The 20,910-nt window shown below is 62.8% G+C and carries 17 protein-coding genes and 1 pseudogene; 10 read left to right on the top strand and 8 right to left on the bottom strand.

The features are described from left to right. Positions 1–116: 116 nt before the first annotated feature. The 7 genes and pseudogenes from fic (at position 117) to HV822_RS06375 (ending at position 7,412) form a co-directional block, all read left to right on the top strand. A complete protein-coding gene (gene fic, locus HV822_RS06405; protein WP_238872912.1) occupies positions 117–1,241 on the top strand; it encodes a protein adenylyltransferase Fic in 1,125 nt (374 codons plus the stop codon). A 7-nt stretch (positions 1,242–1,248) separates the two neighbouring features. Continuing rightward, entirely contained in the window at positions 1,249–2,826 is a 1,578-nt protein-coding gene (locus HV822_RS06400) for a class I SAM-dependent DNA methyltransferase (RefSeq protein ID WP_238872911.1), read from the top strand. After that, positions 2,819–4,180, top strand: a complete 1,362-nt coding sequence (locus HV822_RS06395; RefSeq protein WP_238872910.1) for a restriction endonuclease subunit S — start codon at positions 2,819–2,821, stop codon at positions 4,178–4,180. The genes HV822_RS06400 and HV822_RS06395 overlap by 8 nt, the downstream gene beginning before the upstream one ends. Before the next feature lie 307 nt (positions 4,181–4,487). Beyond that, on the top strand, positions 4,488–5,126 hold the full coding sequence (locus HV822_RS06390) for a hypothetical protein (RefSeq protein ID WP_238872909.1): 639 nt from the start codon (positions 4,488–4,490) through the stop codon (positions 5,124–5,126). Between the two features lie 136 nt (positions 5,127–5,262). Beyond that, positions 5,263–6,192: a cation diffusion facilitator family transporter gene (locus HV822_RS06385; protein ID WP_238872908.1), complete on the top strand. Its 930-nt coding sequence runs from the start codon at positions 5,263–5,265 to the stop codon at positions 6,190–6,192. A 158-nt stretch (positions 6,193–6,350) separates the two neighbouring features. After that, positions 6,351–6,707 (top strand): annotated as a pseudogene (locus HV822_RS06380) (DUF1810 domain-containing protein); the annotation flags it as partial. Positions 6,708–6,794: 87 nt separating this feature from the next. Further along, a complete protein-coding gene (locus tag HV822_RS06375; RefSeq protein WP_238873556.1) occupies positions 6,795–7,412 on the top strand; it encodes a class I SAM-dependent methyltransferase in 618 nt (205 codons plus the stop codon). 91 nt (positions 7,413–7,503) lie between these two features. Here HV822_RS06375 and HV822_RS06370 read toward each other — a convergent pair whose 3' ends face one another. The 6 genes from HV822_RS06370 to ccoG all read right to left on the bottom strand — a co-directional run bounded on the left by HV822_RS06370 (position 7,504) and on the right by ccoG (position 14,774). Further along, entirely contained in the window at positions 7,504–9,633 is a 2,130-nt protein-coding gene (locus HV822_RS06370) for a TonB-dependent copper receptor (protein WP_396265070.1), read from the bottom strand. Positions 9,634–9,727: 94 nt separating this feature from the next. Further along, entirely contained in the window at positions 9,728–10,135 is a 408-nt protein-coding gene (locus tag HV822_RS06365) for a DUF2946 family protein (protein ID WP_238872906.1), read from the bottom strand. Between the two features lie 64 nt (positions 10,136–10,199). After that, a complete protein-coding gene (locus tag HV822_RS06360; RefSeq protein ID WP_238872905.1) occupies positions 10,200–10,346 on the bottom strand; it encodes a hypothetical protein in 147 nt (48 codons plus the stop codon). A gap of 19 nt (positions 10,347–10,365) precedes the next feature. Then, complete coding sequence (ccoN, locus tag HV822_RS06355; protein WP_238872904.1) at positions 10,366–11,796, bottom strand: cytochrome-c oxidase, cbb3-type subunit I; 1,431 nt, start codon at positions 11,794–11,796, stop codon at positions 10,366–10,368. A gap of 122 nt (positions 11,797–11,918) precedes the next feature. Further along, the gene (gene mapR / locus HV822_RS06350; protein WP_238872903.1) at positions 11,919–13,328 is read right to left on the bottom strand and encodes a GntR family transcriptional regulator MpaR; all 1,410 of its coding nucleotides are present in this window, start codon (positions 13,326–13,328) and stop codon (positions 11,919–11,921) included. A 63-nt stretch (positions 13,329–13,391) separates the two neighbouring features. Further along, complete coding sequence (ccoG, locus tag HV822_RS06345) at positions 13,392–14,774, bottom strand: cytochrome c oxidase accessory protein CcoG (protein WP_238872902.1); 1,383 nt, start codon at positions 14,772–14,774, stop codon at positions 13,392–13,394. Between the two features lie 293 nt (positions 14,775–15,067). Here ccoG and HV822_RS06340 point away from each other — a divergent pair, with 293 nt between their 5' ends. Beyond that, positions 15,068–16,738 carry a nitrite/sulfite reductase gene (locus HV822_RS06340; RefSeq protein WP_238872901.1) on the top strand — a complete coding sequence of 557 codons (1,671 nt, stop codon included), beginning with the start codon at positions 15,068–15,070 and terminating at the stop codon, positions 16,736–16,738. After that, entirely contained in the window at positions 16,735–17,253 is a 519-nt protein-coding gene (locus HV822_RS06335; protein ID WP_238872900.1) for a DUF934 domain-containing protein, read from the top strand. The genes HV822_RS06340 and HV822_RS06335 overlap by 4 nt, the downstream gene beginning before the upstream one ends. A gap of 71 nt (positions 17,254–17,324) precedes the next feature. Here the strand turns inward: HV822_RS06335 and ubiM are convergent, their stop codons facing one another. Both ubiM and trhP read right to left on the bottom strand, forming a co-directional pair. Then, positions 17,325–18,497 carry a 5-demethoxyubiquinol-8 5-hydroxylase UbiM gene (gene ubiM, locus HV822_RS06330; protein WP_238872899.1) on the bottom strand — a complete coding sequence of 391 codons (1,173 nt, stop codon included), beginning with the start codon at positions 18,495–18,497 and terminating at the stop codon, positions 17,325–17,327. A 138-nt stretch (positions 18,498–18,635) separates the two neighbouring features. Further along, complete coding sequence (gene trhP, locus HV822_RS06325) at positions 18,636–19,919, bottom strand: prephenate-dependent tRNA uridine(34) hydroxylase TrhP (protein WP_238872898.1); 1,284 nt, start codon at positions 19,917–19,919, stop codon at positions 18,636–18,638. 133 nt (positions 19,920–20,052) lie between these two features. Between trhP and HV822_RS06320 the strand changes: the two genes are divergently transcribed. Further along, positions 20,053–20,907 carry a LysR family transcriptional regulator gene (locus HV822_RS06320; protein ID WP_238872897.1) on the top strand — a complete coding sequence of 285 codons (855 nt, stop codon included), beginning with the start codon at positions 20,053–20,055 and terminating at the stop codon, positions 20,905–20,907. Positions 20,908–20,910: the final 3 nt, after the last annotated feature.

The raw sequence follows: 20,910 nt of genomic DNA, 5'->3' as shown, positions 1-20,910 counted from the left end.
AATAGCGCGCGGGAATTCATGTCGAAATTATTTAAAAATATCGACATGTTTGCTTGTTGTGTCGATAGCATCGACATACACTGCTCAACCTGTCGACATAACCCGGCTGACTGAACATGACCTGGCACCCCGAGCAACCCTACAACAGCCTGCCGCTGCTGCCACCCGATCCGCAGGCATTGGAAAGCATTCCGGTGCTGAAAGCCTGCATCGGTGCACGCGCGGCGCTGGCAGAGCTGAAACAGGCGGGTGAGCTGCTGCCCAACCAAACCCTGCTGATCAATTTGTTGCCCTTGCTGGAAGCCAAAGACAGCTCAGAAATTGAAAACATCGTCACCACTATGGATCGGCTGTTCCAGTTTGCTCAGGAAGACAGCGCTGCCGATGCTGCCACCAAGGAAGCGCTGCGCTACCGCACCGCGCTGTATCAGGGCTTCCGGCAGTTGCAACAGCGCCCGCTGTGCGTGACTACCGCAACCGACATCTGCAGCACCCTCAAGGCGCAGGACATGACCGTGCGCAAGATACCGGGCACCGTTATCGCCAACCAGACCACCGGCGAGGTGGTTTATACCCCACCGGTGGGCGAGGCCGTCATACGTGACCTGCTCGCCAACTGGGAGCAGTTTCTGCACGCCGCCGATGATACCGACCCGCTGATCAAAATGGCCGTGAGTCATTACCAGTTCGAGGCTATCCACCCTTTTCTGGACGGCAACGGCCGCACCGGGCGCATCGTCAACGTGCTCTACCTGATAGAAAAGCAGCTGCTTACGCTGCCCATCCTCTATCTGAGCCGCTATATCGTGCAGCACAAGCAGGACTATTACCGCGTGCTCACCCAGGTAACCCGCGATGCTGACTGGCAGGCCTGGATTGTCTTTATGCTCAAGGGCGTGGAGGTAACCTCAATCTGGACCTGTGCCAAGATTGCGTCCATCCGCCAGTTGATGGAGCACACCAGCGACCATGTGCGCAGCGCCCTGCCAAAAATCTATAGCCATGAGCTGCTGCAACTGATCTTCGAACAGCCCTATTGCCGCATTAGTGACTTAGTCGAGCGCCAGATCGCCAAGCGCCAGACCGCGTCTGTTTACCTCAAGCAGCTCTGCGACGTTGGCGTGTTAAGCGAAATAACCGCCGGCAAGGAAAAGCTCTTCGTGCACCCCAAGCTGGTGACACTGATGACCTACGACAGCAACACGTTTGCGCCCTACCCGCAACCCCACACCCCCGACTGAGACCACCATGACCAACAACGACATCGTGCAGAAACTCTGGAACCTCTGCGACGTACTGCGCGACGACGGCATCAACTACAGCGACTACGTCACCGAACTGGTGCTGCTGCTGTTTATCAAGATGGTGCACGAAAACACCGAAGCCGGGCTGCTGGAGAAGCACCCGCTGCCCGCCGGTTGCCGCTGGACCGATCTGAACGGCAAATCCGGCATCAACCTGCTGAACGACTACAAGCGTATTCTGCTCAGCCTCTCCACCGGCAAAGACGCCGACGGCAATCTGGTGCACCAAGACCCGCTGATCAGCGCCATTTACGCCGACGCCCAGACCCGTCTGCGCGAACCACGCCACCTGGAACAGATGATCCGCACCCTCGACCAGATCGACTGGTTCAGTGCCCAGAAAGACGGCCTGGGTGACCTCTACGAAGGCCTGCTGGAAAAGAACGCCAGCGAAACCAAGTCCGGCGCCGGCCAGTACTTCACCCCGCGCGCGCTGATCAACAGCATGGTGCGCTGCATCAAGCCGCAACCCGGTGAAGTGATCCAGGATCCGGCCGCCGGCACCGCCGGCTTTCTGGTGGCGGCAGACCAGTACATGCGCGAGCAGACCGACAACTATCTGGACCTCAGCGCCAAAGACGCCGCCTTTCAGAAGAACAAGGCCTTTGTCGGCATTGAACTGGTGCCCAACACCCGTCGGCTATCGCTGATGAACTGCCTGCTGCATGGCATGGAAGGTGATGACGAAGGCGTGGTGCATCTGGGCAACGCCCTGGGCGAAGCCGGCAAAAGCCTGCCCCGCGCCGACATCATCCTGGCCAACCCGCCCTTCGGCACCAGCAAGGGCGGCGAAGCCTCCAATACCCGCGACGACCTGACCTTCAAGACCAGCAACAAGCAACTGGCCTTTTTGCAGCACATTTACCGCAACCTCAGGCCCGGCGGCCGCGCCGCCGTGGTGCTGCCAGACAACGTGCTGTTTGAAGCCGGCGTTGGCACCGAGGTGCGCCGCGACCTGATGCACAAGTGCAACCTGCACACCATCCTGCGCCTGCCCACCGGCATCTTTTACGCCCAGGGCGTGAAGACCAACGTGCTGTTTTTCCAGAAAGGCAGCGCCACCGACCCGCAGCAAGCGGAACACTGCACCCAGCGCACCTGGGTCTTTGATCTGCGCAGCAATATGCCCAGCTTCGGTAAACGCACCCCCTTCGGCGACGCCCACCTCAAAGCCTTTGAACAGGCCTACGGCAGCGACCCGAACGGCAACAGCCCGCGCGCCGAAAACGTTGACGGCATCGGCGAACTCAGCCGCTTTCGCTGCTTTACCCGCCAGCAGATTGCCGAGCGCGGTGACTCGCTGGATATCAGTTGGCTCAAGGATGCCGACAGCCTCGACGCCAGCGAACTACCGACGCCCGAGGTGCTTGCCGGGGAAGCCATGAGCGAGCTGACCGAGGCGTTGCGCGAGCTGGATCAGCTAATGCAGACATTGGGCGCTGGCGATGACGCCGCGGCTCAAAAGCAGTTGATGGCCGAGGTGATGGGGCTTTCGGTGGATCAGGAGGCCGGGGATGAGTGAGTTACCGAGCGGGTGGACCGATGTAGAAATCGGTGAAATCGCTGATGTAGTCGCTGGAGGCACCCCAAAAGCAAATGATTCCAGCAACTTTGAAGCTCCTGGCGCTGGGATTGCTTGGCTCACACCTGCAGATCTGAGCGGTTACAACGCCAAGGAAATCTCCCACGGTTCACGAGATCTTTCACAGAAAGGTTACGAATCCTGCTCAGCCAAATTGATGCCAAAAGGCAGCCTGCTCTTCAGCAGTCGCGCCCCTATTGGCTATGTCGCATTGGCCGCTAATGAAATTTCTACCAACCAGGGTTTCAAGAGCTTTGTTTTCCCCGAAGAAATCGACCCCAGCTACGCCTTCTACTATTTAAAAAGTATTCGCCAACTAGCCGACAGCCTTGGTACAGGAACAACGTTTAAAGAACTTTCAGGGACTACAGCCAAGACACTGCCATTCCGTATGGCACCTGAGAAGGAACAAACCCGCATCGCCGCCAAACTCGACGAACTGCTGGCTCAGGCCGATACCCTGAAAGCCCGCATCGACGGCATCCCCGCCCTGCTCAAACGTTTCCGCCAATCCGTTCTTGCTGCGGCGGTTTCGGGGCGGTTGACGGAGGAGTGGCGAAAGTTAGCCAATGGCGCACAGGAGTTTGTCGAAGCTCCTTTTGAAACGCTCATACACGAGATGCGTAATGGCCTGTCTGCGAAGCCAAATGAAGACCAGACTGGGTTGCCAATTTTGCGTATTAGCGCTGTTCGCCCTATGTCAGTCGATTACTCAGACCATCGCTTCCTAGTGTGCAGCGGGGCCGAGGCCGCTCGTTATCGGCTGCGAGAAGATGACCTCCTTTTCACTCGTTACAACGGCAGCTTAGAGCTGGTCGGTGTATGCGGCATGATAAAGAAGCAGCCGAACCCAGAGATTGTTTACCCGGACAAGTTGATCAGAGTTCGCTGCAACACCAGCATGGTTTTGCCTAGCTATATAGAGCTGTTTTTTGCTCAGGACTCCATTCGTCAAAGAGTAATGGAGCTTGTTAAATCAACCTCGGGTCAAAAAGGAATATCAGGTAAGGATTTAAAGGCCTTCCCCGTCAGCTTCCCTCAGCTGGAAGAACAAACCGAAATCGTCCGCCGCGTCGAGCAGCTATTCGCCTTTGCCGATCAGTTGGAGGCTCGCGTTGCTGCGGCGCAGGAGCGGGTCGACAAGCTGACTCAAAGCATTCTGGCCAAGGCGTTTCGCGGTGAACTGGTGCCGCAGGACCCGAATGACGAGCCCGCCAGCGTGCTGCTGGAGCGCATCAAGGCCCAGCGCGCCGCCGCGCCTAAGGCCAAGCGCGGACGCAAGGCAAAAGCCTGATCCGCCGCCTTCCGGGTTAGGTGCTCTCAAGCCCGCGACGCCTAACGCATTTGCGGTCTTGAGCAGAAAGTGTCGCCGCGACAGTGAACGTGAATGCGCGGGAGCAGGTTACGAAGGAACGGGATTGATGATTTTCCACCCATAGAAAGCGAAAAGCCCCGGTGCAACTCACCGAGGCTATAGCGCCGACCGGGCACCCCCAATCCACTTGCACGAAGCATAAGCCACGCTAATAAAATCGTGCAACCTGCGCCCGGGTGGACGTCCACCAAACGGCCGCCACGCTAACGGAGCATTGAATCACGTCATGAGCGCCTACCAGACCAGCACACTGCTACTCGACGGCATCGCCTACCAGGTGATCTCCGGCGGCGCCTTTTCGCCCAGTGAGCACGGCATTTGCCCCTACCACGCGGACACCTGGACGCCCTCTGGCTATGTGGTTACCTACGCGGTGGTCGACGGGCAGTTGATACTGCACAGCGTCTACACCAATCATGCACCGGCTGGCGCTGACGACACCGCAACGCCGCGTTTTATTGATAATGCCAATACGCTCGACCCGTTCGGGAGCGAGCCTGATGACATCCGGACGAGCATCAATAGCCTCTGGCCGGCCAATCAGCCGCGCCGAAAACGCGCCGCTGAAGACTGCATCCCGCCGCCGATCAACGGCATCGTACCCACGCGCCTGTCCGATGATTATTGGCATTACGCGGATATCAATCTGCCGCTCGGTCACAGCGGTGAGCTGCACGTTGACCGCCTACCGCCGCTGACCGGCGATGAGAGCCCGGAGTATATCGACGACATGCTCAGGGCCATCATCGACAGCGCTAACGGCGTCAGCGGTTATCGTCTGCGGTTTGAGCACGGCGAGCTGGTGAAGCAAACCGCCGAGCCCAATGAGCAGCTCGATTTCCTGTTGTCCTTCCGCCGTCCCTGAGCGAAGGATAAACAAGCCAGTGCCGCGGGTCCGGTAGTCGGGCGCTTGACCTTGTAGCCACTTTAGGGTTTTCAATGGGGTTTACTGGCGTAGACCAGTCATCTTCATACCCGATTGAGCGAGCGGAGCACCTGCCATGTCTGCACATCAGCACGACCACTCTGAGCACAGCCACAGTCACAGCCATGGTAGCGGCAAGGTGCTGTTATTTGCCCTGATCCTTACCGGTGCCTTTGCCATGGTCGAGGTGGTTGCCGGCGTGCTGGCCAACTCCCTGGCGTTGCTCTCCGATGCCGGGCACATGCTGACGGATTCACTGTCGCTGGCGGTTGGTGCCTTTGCCGCCTGGCTGGCCAGCAGGCCCGCCTCTCGGCAACACTCCTTCGGGTTGCAGCGGGCCGAGGTGCTGGGCGCGCTGTTCAATGTCATCTTCATGTTTGTAGTGGTTGCCTTTATCGCCTGGGAGGCGGTAGAGCGCCTGTTTGATGCTCCCGAGGTTGATGGCGGGGCAGTGCTGCTGGTCGGCGGGCTGGGCTTGCTGGTCAATGTCTTCGTGGCCTGGTTGCTGATGCGCGGCGAGCAGAACATGAACGTGCGCGGAGCCTTGCTGCACGTGATGGGCGACCTGCTGGGGTCGGTAGCCGCCATCGCGGCAGGCCTGATCATCTACCTGGGTGGCCCGGCCATCATGGACCCGCTGCTGTCGCTGCTGGTGTGTGCGCTGATTCTGGTATCCGCCGTGCGGCTGCTGAGGGCCGTTACCCAGGTGCTGATGGAGGGCGTGCCGCCTGGCATCGAGCCGGCGCAGGTGCGCAGCGCGCTGACCGAGGTCGATGGCGTACAGGCGGTTCATGATCTGCACATCTGGAGTCTGTCTTCCAGCAATCATGCGTTGGCGGCCCATGTCGATATCGACTCGCTGGCGCAGTGGTCCCAGGTTCTGCCGCAGATTCAGCAAGTACTGCGCGAGCGGTTTGGTATTACCCACAGCACGTTGCAACCGGAGGATGCCGCGCTGGCGGGCCGCTGCGAGTTGGATGCCGGGTGCGGTGCAGACGCGCCCTAACCTGTGACGGTATTGCGCCCTACGACTTCAACTGATGCCTGGGGGCTGGTGGTCTGTGCCTGGCGGAGGCCGCCGCACTCGCTCTGTGTCCTTGTCGCGCCGCAGGGCGGCGCGTACAACGTAGCCAAACGCCCGCTACCCAACCGTGAGAGAACCGCATGAGCGACCCGCACAACCTGCAACGCTTCCTCGATGCCCAGGCCGAGAGCTACGCCGCAGCGCTGGCTGAGCTGCGCTCGGGGCGCAAGACGTCGCACTGGATGTGGTTTGTGTTTCCGCAGTTGGCCGGGCTGGGGCGCAGCCGTACCGCGCAGTTCTACGCCATTGCTGATCTGGCTGAGGCCTGCGCCTATCTGGCGCACCCGCTGCTGGGCGCAAGGCTTGAGGCCTGCGCCCGGGCGCTGCTGGCCTGGCGGCAGCGTTCTGCCCGGCAGATTCTCGGCTCGCCGGATGACCTCAAGCTGCGCTCCAGCATGACGCTGTTTGCTCAGGCTGCGCCTGACAACCCGCTGTTTACCGAGGTACTTGAGGTGTTCTGCGACGGCGAGCCGGATGCGCGCACCCTGCAGCTGCTGGGTGGGGCTCACGGTCAAACGGGCGCTGTGGGCGACGAGGCGGCGCAGCTGGCGCGGCGCACGCTGGGGCACTATCAGGCCAACGCCGAGGGCTTTCGCGAGGGCACACAGGATCACGATGTCAGCCAGAATATCGACGCTCTGCTGCGGCATATTCAGGCGCCGGCGCCCTGGCAGATTCTCGATCTGGGCTGCGGGCCGGGGCGCGACCTGCGCAGCTTTCGCGCACTCGGGCATAACGCTGTGGGGCTGGATGGTACCGAAGCCTTTGTGCAGATGGCGCGTGAGGCTAGCGGCTGCGAGGTGTGGCACCAGGATTTTCTGGCGCTGGACCTGCCGGCGGCGCGCTTTGACGGCATCTTTGCCAACGCCTGCCTGTTCCATATCCCCAGCCAGCTGTTGCCAAGGGCGCTGGCGCAATTGCATCAGACGCTGAAACCCGGCGGTGTGCTGTTCAGCTCCAACCCGCGCGGGGAGGATCAGGAAGGCTGGAGCGGCGAACGTTACGGCGCCTACTACCGACTGGAAACCTGGCGTGCGCTGCTGCAGGCGGCGGGCTTTGTCGAGCTGGAGCACTACTACCGCCCAACCGGCCTGCCGCGTGACCAGCAGCCCTGGCTGGCGAGTGTCTGGCGGCGGGTGTGAGCCGGCCGGCGGCGGACAACGCTGTGCTCTGTCCGCCCTACAGCCTACCGTAGGGCGCACTAAGCCGCTGGCGTGAGCCTCTTGTCAGACCCTAGAAGTCAAAGTCTACCTTGGCCCACAGCGAGCGCCCCGGCTCGTTGATAGCGATGGCATTGGCGGGGTAGCCGAACGCCGAGTTACCCGCCAGGTTGAGGTGTTCGGCGTAGGCCTTGTCGAACAGGTTATCGACGCCGACGCTGAGTTTCACCTGTTCACTCAGGCGGTAGGCGCCGTTGAGTGAGAACACCCCAAAACCGGTGCTTTTGTCGATGTCCTGGCCGACCACGTTGCCGGCCCCTTCATCCACCCGGTTCTGCTCGGCGACGACGCGCCACAGGGCGCCGGCGCTCCAGTTGTTGTGGGCGTAGCTGAGGCCCAGGCGGGCTTCCAGCGGCGGCATCTGTGGCAGCGGCTCGCCGTCGCTGCGGTTCTCGCCCCAGGCGTAGGCGAGGGTCGCATCGGTCTTCCAGTTGCTGGTCAGGTCAAACGCCACACCCAGCTCGCCACCGGCGATGCGGGCGTCGACGTTGTAGGCCTGGCTGCGGCGCATGCCCATCATGGTCGAGTAGCGGAACAGAATGAAGTCATCCACCTGGCCGGCGTAGGCCGAGGCCCAGGCCTGCAGGCGTGCGTCTTGATACTGGATGCCCACATCCAGCTGGGTGGTCTTTTCCGGCTCCATGCCGTCAAAGGCGTTCAGCTCGCCGGTCGGCGCCAGGCTGGCGGAGAACAGCTCCCAGTAATCGGGGAAGCGTTCGGCGTGGCCGAGGCCGGCGTAGAGGGTGGCGGGGGTATTGCTCAGCTCCTGCTCATAGCGGATAAAGCCGCTGGGCAGGGTGTCGCTGCGGCTCTGGCCGGCGGTCGGGTTGGGCGTGTTCATTCCCATCATGCTGCGAATGCTCTGGCGGTAGTCCTTGGCGCTGGCGCGATCAAGACGGGCTCCGCCGATCCAGCGGGTCAGGTCGCTTTGGTGCCAGGTCAGCTCGGAAAACACGCCGTAGTTGTGCATGACCGCATCCTTGGTCCAGGCGAACTTATCCGCGTCGGTGTAGCCGGTCATCATGCTGTAACTGGATCTGCGGGCGCGGTGCTCGCTGCGCTGGGCGTCAATACCGGATACCAGTTCGACCGCATCCCAGTCGAAGCTCAGCGCCAGCCGTCCGCCGAGCGTGCGGCGATCCACCTGCGAGGCCATCGGCATGGGCATCATGCCGGTCGGGTCGGGGCTGCGCAGGCGGAAGTTGTCCATGATGTGGTCGGCGTAGTTGTAGTAGACCTGTGCCTCCAGCTTGCTGATCTGGCCGAGGTTGAGCTTCTCGAAGCGCAAGCCAAGGCTCTCGCGGGCAAACTGGCTGCCGTCCATGCCACGGCCGGCGTAGCGCGCCTCGCCGTCGCCCTTGCCGGCGCTGAACTCCAGCAGGGTGTCGGCATCCGGTGTCCAGCCCAGGGCAATGTCGCCGTTCCATTTGCTCCAACGCGAGGGCACGGTATCGCCGTTGCCGTCGTCATAGTCGTCGGACTTGGCGTCGTTGCCGGTAAAGCGCAGGTAGCCGCTCTGGTTGCCGATGGCGGCGTCCAGGGTCTTGTCGAAGCGGCCGTTGCTGCCGCCCAGCACGCTGGCATGCACGCGGCTGCCGGGCTCATCAAACTGCTCCGGCTGACGCTCGAACAGCACGGTGCCGGCGGACGCGCCCGGCCCCCAGCGCACGCTTTGCGGGCCTTTGATGACGGTCAGGCGGTCGTAGGTTTCTGGCGAGATGTAGGAGCTGGGCGCGTCCATGCGGTTGGGGCAGGCGCCGATCATCTGCCCGCCATTGGCCAGCAGGTTGATGCGTGAGCCGAACATGCCACGCAGTACCGGGTCGCCGTTACTGCCGCCGCTGCGGATGGCTGAGAAGCCGGGAATGGTCTTCAGATAATCGGTGGCGTCGCTGGCCGGTATCGGTTGGCGCGGGTCCTTCGGGTCGGCAATGATGGTCAATGGTGAGCTTTGCTGCACCGCAGTGACGACCACTGGTGCCAGCTGCAGCGTCGGCTGACTGGCAGGCTGGTGATGGTCGTGGGCTTCAGAGGCTGTCTGGGCATTGGCGCCCAGGCTGGTCAGCAGCAGGGCGAAGGCGGCTTGCCAGCGCAGGCTGGCGTTGGTCCGGGTAAAACGCTTGGCGTGTTGCATTGTTGTCATCCACACAGTGGCCGTAGCGGCGCAGGCGCGCCAGGCCTGAATCAGGGAAAGGTGAGGTGGGGGTGACGCAACGCTCGGCCGTGGCCGCAGGGACTCAGACGGCGCGTGGCGCAGCGTCGAGCGGGGAGGGTGAAGCGCGGGGGTTGATAGCGGGCCAGACCATGCGCGGCGGCGGACGGGCCCATTGGCCGCTGGGGTGAGCGCTGACGGTAGAAAAGGGCAGGTAGTCCAGTATCCAGCCCTGTGACGTCAGCGGTGCGGCGTGGCCGAGAGAGGAGCACAGCGGGCAACTGGGCTGCAGGTTGCTCATCTGCTGCTGACTGCCGTCATCCAGATCGATATTGCTCTGGAAGCTGCTCAGGTAGCAGGCGGGTATGCCGGTGCCGCTGAGATACTGACCGCTCATCTGCCCCTGATGCAAACCGCAGGTAAGCAGACCCAGCAAGGTGCACAGGTAGAGCACCAAGGCCAGGCTGTGTAAGTGGCGGTGGGGCAGAATCATGCGCGGAATTTTAGCACCCCGCGCAGCTGTCGGCGCCATGTGGCTGTTTGCCGCACGCCGGATGTCAGGCGTCGAAGCGGTCAGGCTCCTCGGCAAACGGCAGCTGGGCGGCCTGTTCCAGCTCATCGCCGGGGTGGTTGGCCAGGCAGATTTGTACGGCGATGTGCAAGCCCAGCAGGGCCAGCAAGCCCGAGAGTTCTGCAATCAGCATCGTTAATCCCTCCGTTGTATCAACTGGCGACAGCCTGGTGGATGGCTGCAGTCTGTTCCGCCTTTGCCTGCCGCACCGTACGCCAGGTGTTCCAGGCCATGCACAGCATGCCGGTCAGGAAGAAGGCGCCGCCGATCACGCGGACCACATAGCCCGGATGGCTGGCCTCCAGCGCCTCGACAAAGCTGTAAGTCGGTGTGCCGTCCACGTTCACGGCCCGCCACATCAGACCCTGGGTAATGCCGTTGACCCACATCGACACGATGTAGAGCACGGTGCCGATGGTCGCCAGCCAGAAGTGCAGGTTGATCAGGCTGGTGCTGTACATCTTTTCCGTGGCGAAGACTTTCGGGATCAGATGGTACAGCGAGCCAAAGGTGATCAGCGCTACCCAGCCCAGTGCGCCCGCGTGGACGTGGCCGATGGTCCAGTCAGTATAGTGCGACAGGGCGTTGACGGTTTTGATCGCCATCATCGGACCTTCAAAGGTCGACATGCCGTAGAAGGCCAGCGCTACCACCAGAAAGCGCAGAATTGGATCGCTGCGCAGCTGATGCCATGAGCCCGACAGGGTCATCATGCCGTTGATCATGCCGCCCCAGCTCGGGGCCAGCAGGATCAGCGACATCACCATGCCGAGTGACTGCGCCCAGTCCGGCAGCGCGGTGTAGTGCAGGTGGTGCGGGCCGGCCCAGATATACAGGCTGATCAGCGCCCAGAAGTGCACGATCGACAGCCGGTAGGAGTAGACCGGGCGATTGACCTGCTTGGGCACGAAGTAATACATCATGCCGAGAAAGCCGGTAGTCAGAAAAAAGCCGACTGCGTTGTGCCCATACCACCATTGCACCATGGCATCGGCGGCGCCAGCGTAGATCGGGTAGGACTTGAACCAGCTGATGGGAATGGCCGCGTGGTTGACGATGTGCAGCAGCGCAATGACCAGAATGAAGGCGCCAAAGAACCAGTTGCCGACGTAGATGTGGCGGCTTTTGCGGCGCATCACTGTGCCGAAGAACACGATGGCGTAGGCCACCCAGACAATCGCCATGAAAACCGCACCGGTAAACTCGATCTCGGCGTATTCCTTGGTGGTGGTCAGCCCCTGGGGCAGGGTTACCAGCATGGTCACGATGACCGCTTGCCAGCCCCAGAAGGTGAACGCGGTCAGGCGCGGCGCGATCAACGGCGTCTGGCAGGTGCGCTGCACCACGTAGTAGCTGGCAGCAAACTGCGCACTGCCGGCAAAGCCGAATATCACCAGGCTGGTGTGCAGCGGTCGCAGGCGGCCGAAGCTGGTCCAGGGCAGGTCCAGGTTGAGCGCTGGCCAGACCAGTTGCGAGGCGACCAGCAGGCCGACGGACATGCCGATCACGCCCCAGACCACGGTCATGATGGTGAACTGGCGCACCACCTTGTAGTTGTACATTTGCGCAGCAGCGTTCTGCATCTTCAACCCCTTCATGGCAGTGAGGCGACGCACGTCGCCATAACGCCTGCACTCTAGGGTTTGGGGGTAATACAAAACAGACTCAGAGATGGCTGCAAAAAACAGATCAGATAGCGCTCCGCTCAGAACGCGGCGAGCAGCCGCCCCAGCGTTGCCATGGCCTGTTCGCAATGTTCATCCCAGGGCGTGCCGTAGTTCAGCCGCGCGCAGTTGCGGTACTGGCGGTTGGCCGAGAAGATCGGCCCCGGCGCCAGGCTGATGCCCTGCGCGAGCGCCAGCTGGAACAGCAGCAGGGAGTCGACCCGCTCGGGAAATTCAAACCACAGGAAGTAGCCGCCATTGGGCCGACTGACTCGCGTCTCACGCGGGAAGTGCCGCGCGGCCGAGGCCAGCATGGCGCGCTGTTGACTCTCCAGCGCATGGCGCAACTTGCGCAGGTGGCGGTCGTAGCCGCCGTGCTGCAGGTAGTCGGCCAGCGCGGCCTGAGCCGGTACCGATGGCGAGATGGTGGTCATCAGTTTGAGGCGGCTGACCTGCTCGGCAAGGCGCCCGGCGGCTACCCAACCGACCCGGTAACCCAGCGCCAGACACTTGGAGAACGAACCGCAGTGCATCACCAGCCCGTCGGTATCGAAGCTCTTGACCGGTTTGGGTGGTTTGGCGCTGAAGTACAGCTCGGCGTAGACGTCATCCTCGATCATCGGCACCTGATGCTGCTTGAGCAGGGCATACAATTGCTTCTTCTTGGCGTCACTCATGCTGGCGCCCAGCGGATTTTGCAGGTTGCTCATAAACCAGCAGGCCTTGATCGGAAAGCGCTGCAGGCTGTCGGCCAGACTGTCGAGGTCTATCCCCTCGCGCGGGTGCACCGGAATCTCGACCGCCTTGAGTTGCAGGCGCTCCAGCACCTGCAAGGTGGCGTAGAACGCGGGGCTTTCGATGGCGACCAGATCGCCGGGTTGGGTGACCGACTGCAGGCAGAGGTTGAGCGCTTCCATCGCGCCGTTGGTAATCACCAGCTCGTCCATCGGCAGCAGCATGCCGCTGACCATATAGCGCAGGGCGATCTGGCGGCGCAGGTCGGGGTTGCCGGCGGTCATGTCGGCAATCACCGAGTGGGGCTTCATGTCGCGGACGCTGCTGGCCAGCGAGCGTGACAGCCGCGCCAGCGGAAACAGGTCAGGGCTCGGGAAGGCCGAGCCGAAGGCGACCATCTCCGGGTCCTTGAGCGAGCCAAGCACCGAGAACACCAGCTCGCTGACGTCCACATCGACGCTGCTGGAGGCGTAGGGGCTGATATTTGGCTCGCTCAGCTGACGCCGCGCCAGCGCGTGGACGAAGTAGCCCGAACGTGGCCTGGCTTGAATCAGGCCGCGATCTTCCAGCAGATAGTAGGCCTGGAAGACGGTCGACGGACTGACCCCGTAGGTGCGGCTGGCGTGCCGCACCGAGGGGATCTTCTCGCCCGGGGCAATCACCCCGGTGCGGATCAGTTCGGCAATGTCGTCGGCCAGCTTTTCGTAGCGTTTCATCCGGTCCCGCGACGCTGATGGTGGTGTGCGCCACTGTAGGCCATCACGCGCGCGCATGCGATATCAATGCACCACAGGGGCGACGAAAGTGCTCTCGTCGCTGATTCGGCTGATCGGATGGTTCACATCCTGTACGACAAACTCCAATGGCTCGCTGCCAGCGGCGCTTGCCCCATCGCGGCGGCTGACCCGCACGGCAACTGTACTGGTTTCACCTGCGGCGACGCGCAGGTTGCCCAGACCCTGAGCGTTGAAACGCTCGGCGTCCGCCAGGCTGAAGCTGTACTCGCGTGGCTGCTGGGTCTTGTTCAGCACCTTGAGGGTGTAGATGTTTTCGATGTCGCCATTGCTGTTGGCGCGGAACACGCTGCGGTCACGGCTGATGTCCAGATCAATCAGCGGGCGGGTCTGCAGGCCCCAGACCAGGCCGCCTATCATCAGCAACAGGGCGATGGCGTAGCCGACCAGACGCGGCCGCAGCCAGTGGGTCTTGCCACCCGCCAGCGCGCGTTCGGAGGTGTAGCGAATCAGCCCGCGCTGGTAACCCATCTGATCCATGATGCCGTTGCAGGCGTCGATGCAGGCGCCGCAGCTGATGCAGTCGATTTGCAGGCCATTGCGGATGTCGATGCCGGTCGGGCAGACCTGCACACAAAGGGTGCAGTCGATGCAGTCGCCCAGGCCGCTGGCGGCCGGATCGCTGGTTTTCTTGCGCGGGCCGCGGGCTTCGCCGCGCGCTGCGTCGTAGGTTACCAGTTGGGTGTCGGCATCAAACATCGCGCTCTGAAAGCGCGAGTACGGGCACATGTGCAGGCACACCTGCTCGCGGAGCCAGCCGGCGTTGAAGTAGGTGGCGGCGGTAAAGCACAGCAGCCAGAACGCGGTAGTCGTGCCAACCTGCCAACTCAGCAGGTCGCTGACCAGCTCGCGTACCGGCGTGAAATAGCCGATGAAACCAATCGCTGTCGCCAGGCTGATGGCGAGCCACAGGCCGTGCTTGGCGCCCCGGCGCAGCATTTTCTTGAGCGACCAGGGCGCGGCGTCGAGGCGAATGCGCTGGTGACGTTCACCCTCGGTGACCTTCTCGACCCACATGAAGATCCAGGTCCAGACGCTCTGCGGGCAGCTGTAACCGCACCACACCCGGCCGGCGACCACGGTGATGAAGAAAAGGCCGAAGGCGGCAATCATCAAGATCGCCGACAGCAGGGTGAAATCCTGCGGCCAGAAGGTCGCACCAAAAATATGGAACTGCTTGCTGTCCAGATCCCACAGCACGGCCTGCTGCCCGTTCCAGTCGATCCAGGCGGTACCGAAGAACAGCAGCATCAGCGCGCCCGCGCCGAGCAGTCGCAGGTTGCGGTACAGCCCCTTGAAGCTGCGGGTGTGAATCGGGCCGCCCTGCTGGGCGGGTGTCAGGTCTTTCAGGGGAATATGGCTGGTCATGGCATCACGGCTCTTGGATTTTCAGGCTGTGGCGATGATGCGGGGCTGGCTGGTCTGGTAACAGATTCAGATCGGACGCAAAAAACCATATCAGATGGCGCTAAAAGGTCGCTCAGAGCACTGGCCTGACTGGCCTGAATACGGATTGCGCGCAGCCTGAAATGGCCTTCTGATACGGTTTTTTTTGCCGAATCTGAGGCTGGTACGGCTCAGGTGGCGTGCGCATAGTGGCCGCCTTGTTGAGTCGGTGCGGTAGATCCGCTGTGTGCGGCTGCTGTGCCTTGGAGGTGAGCATGTACCACTACGATGAGTACGACCGGGCGCTGGTCGCCGAGCGGGTCGCCCAGTTTCGTGATCAGATCAGTCGGCGTCTGAGCGGTGAACTGAGCGAGGAAGAGTTTCTGCCGCTGCGTCTACAGAACGGCCTCTACCTGCAGCGCCATGCCTACATGCTGCGGGTGGCGATTCCCTACGGCACCTTGTCGGCAGATCAGCTGCGCGCGCTGGCCAGTGTCGCGCGGGATTTTGACCGCGGCTACGGCCACTTCACCACGCGTCAGAACATTCAGTTCAACTGGATCGAGCTGGAGCAGGTGGGCGACATTCTGGCCCGGCTGGCGGCAGTCGACATGCATGCGATTCAGACCTCCGGCAACTGTGTGCGCAATATCAGCACCGACGCTTTTGCCGGCGTGGCGGCCGATGAGCTGCTCGATCCGCGGCCGTTGGCCGAGATTCTGCGCCAGTGGTCGACGGTCAATCCCGAGTTTCTCTACCTGCCGCGCAAGTTCAAGATCGCCCTGTGCTCGGCCAGTGAAGACCGCGCGGCGGTGATGATGCACGACATCGGGCTATACCTGTACCGCGATGGCGCAGGTGAGATGCTGTTCGACGTGATGGTGGGTGGCGGCCTGGGCCGCACGCCAATTCTGTCGCAGCCGATCCGTAAGGCGCTGCCCTGGCAGCATTTGCTGTCCTACGTGGAGGCGGTGTTGCGGGTTTATAACCGCCACGGGCGGCGGGACAACAAGTACAAGGCGCGCATCAAGATTCTGGTCAAGGCGCTGGGTATCGAGGCCTTTGCCCGTGAGGTTGAGGCCGAATGGGAGCACATCAAGGACGGCCCCGCCGAGCTGACCCGCGCCGAGTACGAGCGCGTCGCTGCCAGCTTTCAGCCGCCGGCGTATCCGCCGCAACCGGCGGTCGATCTGGCATTCGGCAGTGCGCTGGCGCGCGACGCCGGGTTTGCCCGCTGGGTGCAGCGCAACACCCACGCACACAAGCAGCCGGGCTACGTGTCGGTCACGCTGTCGACCAAGCCCGGCGCTGCCATGCCACCAGGCGATGTGACCGCCGCGCAGATGGAGCAGATTGCGCAGATGGCCGAGCGGTTCGGCTTCGGCGAGATTCGGATCGCCCACGAGCAGAATCTGGTCCTGCCTGATGTCGCCAAGACTGACCTGTACGCGCTCTGGCAGCAGGCCTGCGCCTTTGGTCTGGCGACACCCAATATCGGTTTGCTGACCGACGTGATCGCCTGCCCCGGCGGCGACTATTGCGCGCTGGCCAATGCCAAGTCGATACCAGTGGCGCAGGCCATTCAGCAGCGCTTTGCCGACCCCGAGCTGCTGCAGGATCTGGGCGAGATCAGCCTGAACATCTCCGGCTGCATGAACGCCTGCGGCCACCATCACATTGGCAATATCGGCATCCTTGGCGTCGATAAAAACGGCAGCGAGTGGTACCAGCTCACCATCGGCGGGGCGCAGGGCAAGCACAGCGCGCTGGGTAAGGTGATTGGCCCGGCCTTCAGCGCCGAAGACGTACCGGAGGTGATCGCCCAGCTGGCCGAGGTCTACCGCGCGCAGCGACAGGGGGAGGAGCGCTTTGTCGACACCGTCGAGCGTATCGGCCTCGCCCCGTTCAAAGCGCGGGTGTATCCGCCGCAGGAGACCCGCGCATGAACAACCTGATCCGGCTGACCGAGCATGGCCCGGAACGGGTGGGCACCGATCCCTGGACGCTGGCGCTGACCGAGGAGCCGGCCGCCGCTGGCCCGCGCATCCTCAGTCTGGAGGCGTGGCTGCAGCGCCAGCCCGAGGCGGTATTAAGCGGGCAAGCGCCCAGTGCCGATGCGGTCTGCCTGCAACCCGATGATGAGGCCGAACAGCTGCAGCCCTACCTCGCGGTGTTGCCGCTGATTGCCGTGCTGTTCCCCAGTTTTCGTGATGGCCGGGGCTACAGTCAGGCGTACCTTTTACGCACGCGCATCGGCTGGACTGGCGAGCTGCGTGCGGTCGGCGATGTGCTCCGCGATCAGCTCAGCCACATGCGTCAGTGCGGCTTTGATGCCTTTGCCATCCGTGAGGATAAATCTGCCGAGGATGCCATCAAGGGGCTGGGGGGCATGAGCGTGCTCTACGGCCGCTCGGCGATTGAGCCGCGACCGCTGTTTCGTCGGCGGGCCAGTGAATGCTGAAGGGGCTGCTGTCGCCTGCAGCGGTGCTGCTCTGGCGGATGGCATGCAGCTGAGTGACGGATGCCGCCGGCTCAGGCGCCGGCGGTCAGGTGTCGCGCAATGCCGCGCTTGAGTGGGCGCAACTGCTGGGCTGCGCGCAACGCCGCCCCGCGCAGCAGGCGCATGGGCAGGCGGTCATTGGTGTAACAGTCAACCAGCAGGTTGGTGGCCTGGTAGAGCGGCCAGGTCGCCAGGCGCTGCTGGCGCTCATAGCGGCTGAGCAGGGCGATGGAGCCGATATCGCGGTTGCGCCGCTGGGCGTCAAGCAGCAGGCTGCTCAAGCGCTGCACGCTGCCCAGGCCAAAGTTGAAGCCGTGGGCGGTGACCGGGTGCATGCCCACGGCGGCGTCGCCGATCAGGGCGCTGCGATGCGCCGTGAGGTGGCTGGCGTAGGCGCCCACCAGCGGATAGACATGCCGCTCGCTGACCAACTCCATGCCGCCCAGGCGCCCGTCAAAACGCTGTTTCATCTCGATGGCAAACTCGTCAGGGCTCATCTGCTGCAGGCGTTCGATATCCCGTGGCGGCAGGGTTACCACCACCGAGGATTGCCGGCCATTGAGCGGCAGCAGGGCCAGGGTCTGGCCGTAGCCAAACCATTCCCAGGCCACCTGCTGGTGATCGGCGTCGTGCTGCATGCGGCACACCAGCATGCTCTTGCCAAAGTCCTTCATCTGCGCGCCGATGCCGAGCAGGCGCCGGGTTTCGGAAAAGCGGCTGTCTGCGGCCACCAGCAGGCTGCACTCCAGCGTGCTGCTGTCATCCAGGGTCAGCTCAACGCCGCCACTGTGCTGGCGCAGGTGACGCAGACGGGTGCCCGCGCGCAGTGTCGTGGTGCCCTTGGCCTGCAGGCTGTCCCACGCAGCCTGGCGGATCGCTCGGTTGGCAACCAGATGCCCCAAATGATCGCTGCCGGCGTGGCGCGCCTGAATGTGCAGGGCAACGGCGGACGGCCCGTTGAACACCTGTGCATCGCGCAGCAGCGCAACGTCGTCGCTGGGCAGTCGGTCCCAGATGTCCAGTTGCTGCAGCAGAGCGCGCGAGGTATGGGTCAGGGCGATTTCGCGGCCGTCGAAGGCGGGGTTGGCTATAGCCTCTTCGGTCTGACGCTCGATCAGCGTCACCGCAAGGCCGCTGTCGGCCAATGCCCGGGCTAGACACAGACCGCTGGGGCCGGCGCCGATGATGGCAATATCGCAGTGCATGGCAGTCGCTCCTGACAGGATGAAAAACGCAGTCTAGACGCTATCTTGCCCGCTTTAATTGTCCTGGATCATTGCTTGGTTGGCACCTGCACTTGCGGTCAGTGACACGTTGTCTTGCTTGCGCTGTTCAACGGCCTGTTAGGCCGGTAGCCAGCGCATCAGCAACGCGAAACTCAGGTCGGCCAGCGGCGGACGTGGAATGCGCACGCTGTGACCGTTGCCGGGCGCGACCTCGATGGCGTTGCCGTTGCGGTCTTGCAGGGCTTCGAGCACAAACCTGTGGTTGCCCTGCGGGGTCATCAGTTCCAGCTGGTCGCCAATGGCAAAGCGGTTTTTGACGTCGATCTCGAGCCAGCCGCTGTCTTCCCCTGTCAGCTCACCAACGAACTGGTGGCGGCTCATGCGCGAGGCGCCCTGCTCGTAGTTCTGGTACACGCCTGGTGGATGACGACGGTAGAAACCTTCGGTGTAGCCACGGTTGGCAAGGCTTTCCAGGTCATCCATCAGCCCGAGGTTGAACGGGCGACCGGCCACCGCGTCGTCGATGGCCTGGCGGTAGACCTGCGCCGTGCGGGCGACGTAGAAGTGCGACTTGGTGCGGCCTTCGATCTTCAGGGAATCGACCCCCATCTGCACAAAGCGTTCGACGTGCTGCACCGCGCGCAGGTCTTTGGAGTTCATGATATAGGTGCCGTGCTCATCTTCCTCGATGGCCATCGGCTCGTCGGGCTTGTCGTGCTGGGTGATGATCTGCACCGGCTGCGCCAGCGGCTCGATATTGCCCTCGGCGGTTTCGACCGCAGGCTGGACGTCGTACTGCCAGCGGCAGGCGTTGGTGCAGGCTCCCTGGTTGGCGTCGCGGTGATTGAAGTAGCCGGACAGCAGGCAGCGGCCGGAGTAGGCGATGCACAGAGCGCCGTGCACAAATACTTCGAGGCCGATATCCGGGCAGCGCTGACGGATTTCTTCGACCTCTTCCAGCGCCAGCTCGCGCGACAGAATGATGCGTTCCAGCCCCTGCTGCTGCCAGAACTTCACAGTCGCCCAATTCACCGCGTTGGCCTGCACCGAGAGGTGCACCGGCAGCTGCGGCCAGCGCTCGCGCACCAGCATGATCAGGCCCGGGTCCGACATGATCAGCGCATCCGGCCCCATGGCGACCACGGGTTCAAGGTCGCGCAGGTAGGTCGCCACCTTGCTGTTGTGCGCCGCGATATTGCTGGCCAGATAGAACTTTTTGCCGAGTGCGTGCGCTTCCTTGATGCCTTGGGCCATGACCTCGGGGTTATGGAAGTCGTTCTCGCGCACGCGCAGGCTGTAGCGTGGCTGGCCGGCGTACACCGCGTCGGCGCCATAGGCGAAGGCGTAGCGCATGGCCTTGAGGGTGCCGGCCGGGGCCAGCAGTTCGGGAGCGTTGAGCATGATCGGGACCTGCGAAAAAAGGTCGCAGCTTAGTGGCTTGGCCGCCCTGGCGTATTGATCGAGATCAGCGCTTGTCTTGGCCGCAGCGAGTGGATGTCGCACAATGCCGGCTCACTTGCGATGAGTCCGACCGATGGATATCAGCCTCGCCAGAACCTTTCTTGAAGTTGTCCGCAGCGGCAGTCTGATCGCTGCCTCCGAGCAGCTGCATGTGACCCAGGCGGCCGTGACTGCGCGCATCCAGAGCCTGGAGTCGCAGCTCAACTGCCGCTTGTTTGTGCGTAACCGCGGCGGCGCACGACTGACTGCCGATGGCGAGCTGTTTGTCAGCTACGCCAACCAGCTGGTGCAGACCTGGGAGGCGGCGCAGCGCGACCTGCCGTTGGCCAGCGGTATCAACAATGTGCTGCATCTGGGCTGCGAAACCGGTCTCTACAATCCATTGATGCTGCACTGGGTACGCTTGCTGCGCACCGAGCTGGGCCGTCAGGCGGTGCACACCGAGGTTGGCGAAGGGGCAGCGCTCCAACGGCGCCTGGAGCAGGGTACGCTGGATGCAGCGCTGGTGTTCCAGCCAAGCTATTGGCCCGGGCTGCAGGTCGAAGAGCTACTGGAAGAAAAGCTGATCCAGGTCTGCCTGCCGAGCCAGCCTGAGCCCTATATCTACATCGACTGGGGTGAAGCCTTTCGCCAGCAGCATGATCGTGCCCTGCCGGACAAGGCCAAGGCCGAGCTGACCTTCAATCTTGGACCTATGGCGCTGCAGTACCTGCTCAGCTGTGGCGGCAGCGGTTATTTTCGTACCCGGGTGGTGCAGAGCTATCTGGACAGCGGCCAGCTGCAGCGGGTGCCAAGCGCGCCCGAGTTCAGCTTTCCGGCCTGGCTAGTCTATTCTCGTGCGCGCGACAGTGAGGTGCTGCAGCGGGCGACCACGCTTCTGCGCCAGGCCGCGGCGGACAGCCATGACTGGTCGCAGCGCTGGGATTAGGCC

It is taken from the genome of Halopseudomonas maritima, assembly GCF_021545785.1.
GTDB lineage: Bacteria > Pseudomonadota > Gammaproteobacteria > Pseudomonadales > Pseudomonadaceae > Halopseudomonas > Halopseudomonas maritima.
The sequence above is the reverse complement of the archived record's forward strand: the minus strand, read 5'-3'. Positions and strand labels throughout refer to the sequence as shown.

Bases quoted from the DNA above. Each gene is read 5' to 3' on its own strand.
- HV822_RS06395 (WP_238872910.1), top strand. From the start codon at position 2,819: ATGAGTGAGTTACCGAGCGGGTGGACCGATGTAGAAATCGGTGAAATC.
- HV822_RS06360 (WP_238872905.1), bottom strand. From the start codon at position 10,346: ATGCTGATTGCAGAACTCTCGGGCTTGCTGGCCCTGCTGGGCTTGCAC.
- fic (WP_238872912.1), top strand. From the start codon at position 117: ATGACCTGGCACCCCGAGCAACCCTACAACAGCCTGCCGCTGCTGCCA.
- HV822_RS06400 (WP_238872911.1), top strand. From the start codon at position 1,249: ATGACCAACAACGACATCGTGCAGAAACTCTGGAACCTCTGCGACGTA.
- ccoG (WP_238872902.1), bottom strand. From the start codon at position 14,774: ATGACCAGCCATATTCCCCTGAAAGACCTGACACCCGCCCAGCAGGGC.
- HV822_RS06365 (WP_238872906.1), bottom strand. From the start codon at position 10,135: ATGATTCTGCCCCACCGCCACTTACACAGCCTGGCCTTGGTGCTCTAC.
- HV822_RS06390 (WP_238872909.1), top strand. From the start codon at position 4,488: ATGAGCGCCTACCAGACCAGCACACTGCTACTCGACGGCATCGCCTAC.
- HV822_RS06320 (WP_238872897.1), top strand. From the start codon at position 20,053: ATGGATATCAGCCTCGCCAGAACCTTTCTTGAAGTTGTCCGCAGCGGC.
- HV822_RS06385 (WP_238872908.1), top strand. From the start codon at position 5,263: ATGTCTGCACATCAGCACGACCACTCTGAGCACAGCCACAGTCACAGC.
- HV822_RS06340 (WP_238872901.1), top strand. From the start codon at position 15,068: ATGTACCACTACGATGAGTACGACCGGGCGCTGGTCGCCGAGCGGGTC.
- ubiM (WP_238872899.1), bottom strand. From the start codon at position 18,497: ATGCACTGCGATATTGCCATCATCGGCGCCGGCCCCAGCGGTCTGTGT.
- HV822_RS06335 (WP_238872900.1), top strand. From the start codon at position 16,735: ATGAACAACCTGATCCGGCTGACCGAGCATGGCCCGGAACGGGTGGGC.
- HV822_RS06370 (WP_396265070.1), bottom strand. From the start codon at position 9,633: ATGACAACAATGCAACACGCCAAGCGTTTTACCCGGACCAACGCCAGC.
- ccoN (WP_238872904.1), bottom strand. From the start codon at position 11,796: ATGCAGAACGCTGCTGCGCAAATGTACAACTACAAGGTGGTGCGCCAG.
- trhP (WP_238872898.1), bottom strand. From the start codon at position 19,919: ATGCTCAACGCTCCCGAACTGCTGGCCCCGGCCGGCACCCTCAAGGCC.
- mapR (WP_238872903.1), bottom strand. From the start codon at position 13,328: ATGAAACGCTACGAAAAGCTGGCCGACGACATTGCCGAACTGATCCGC.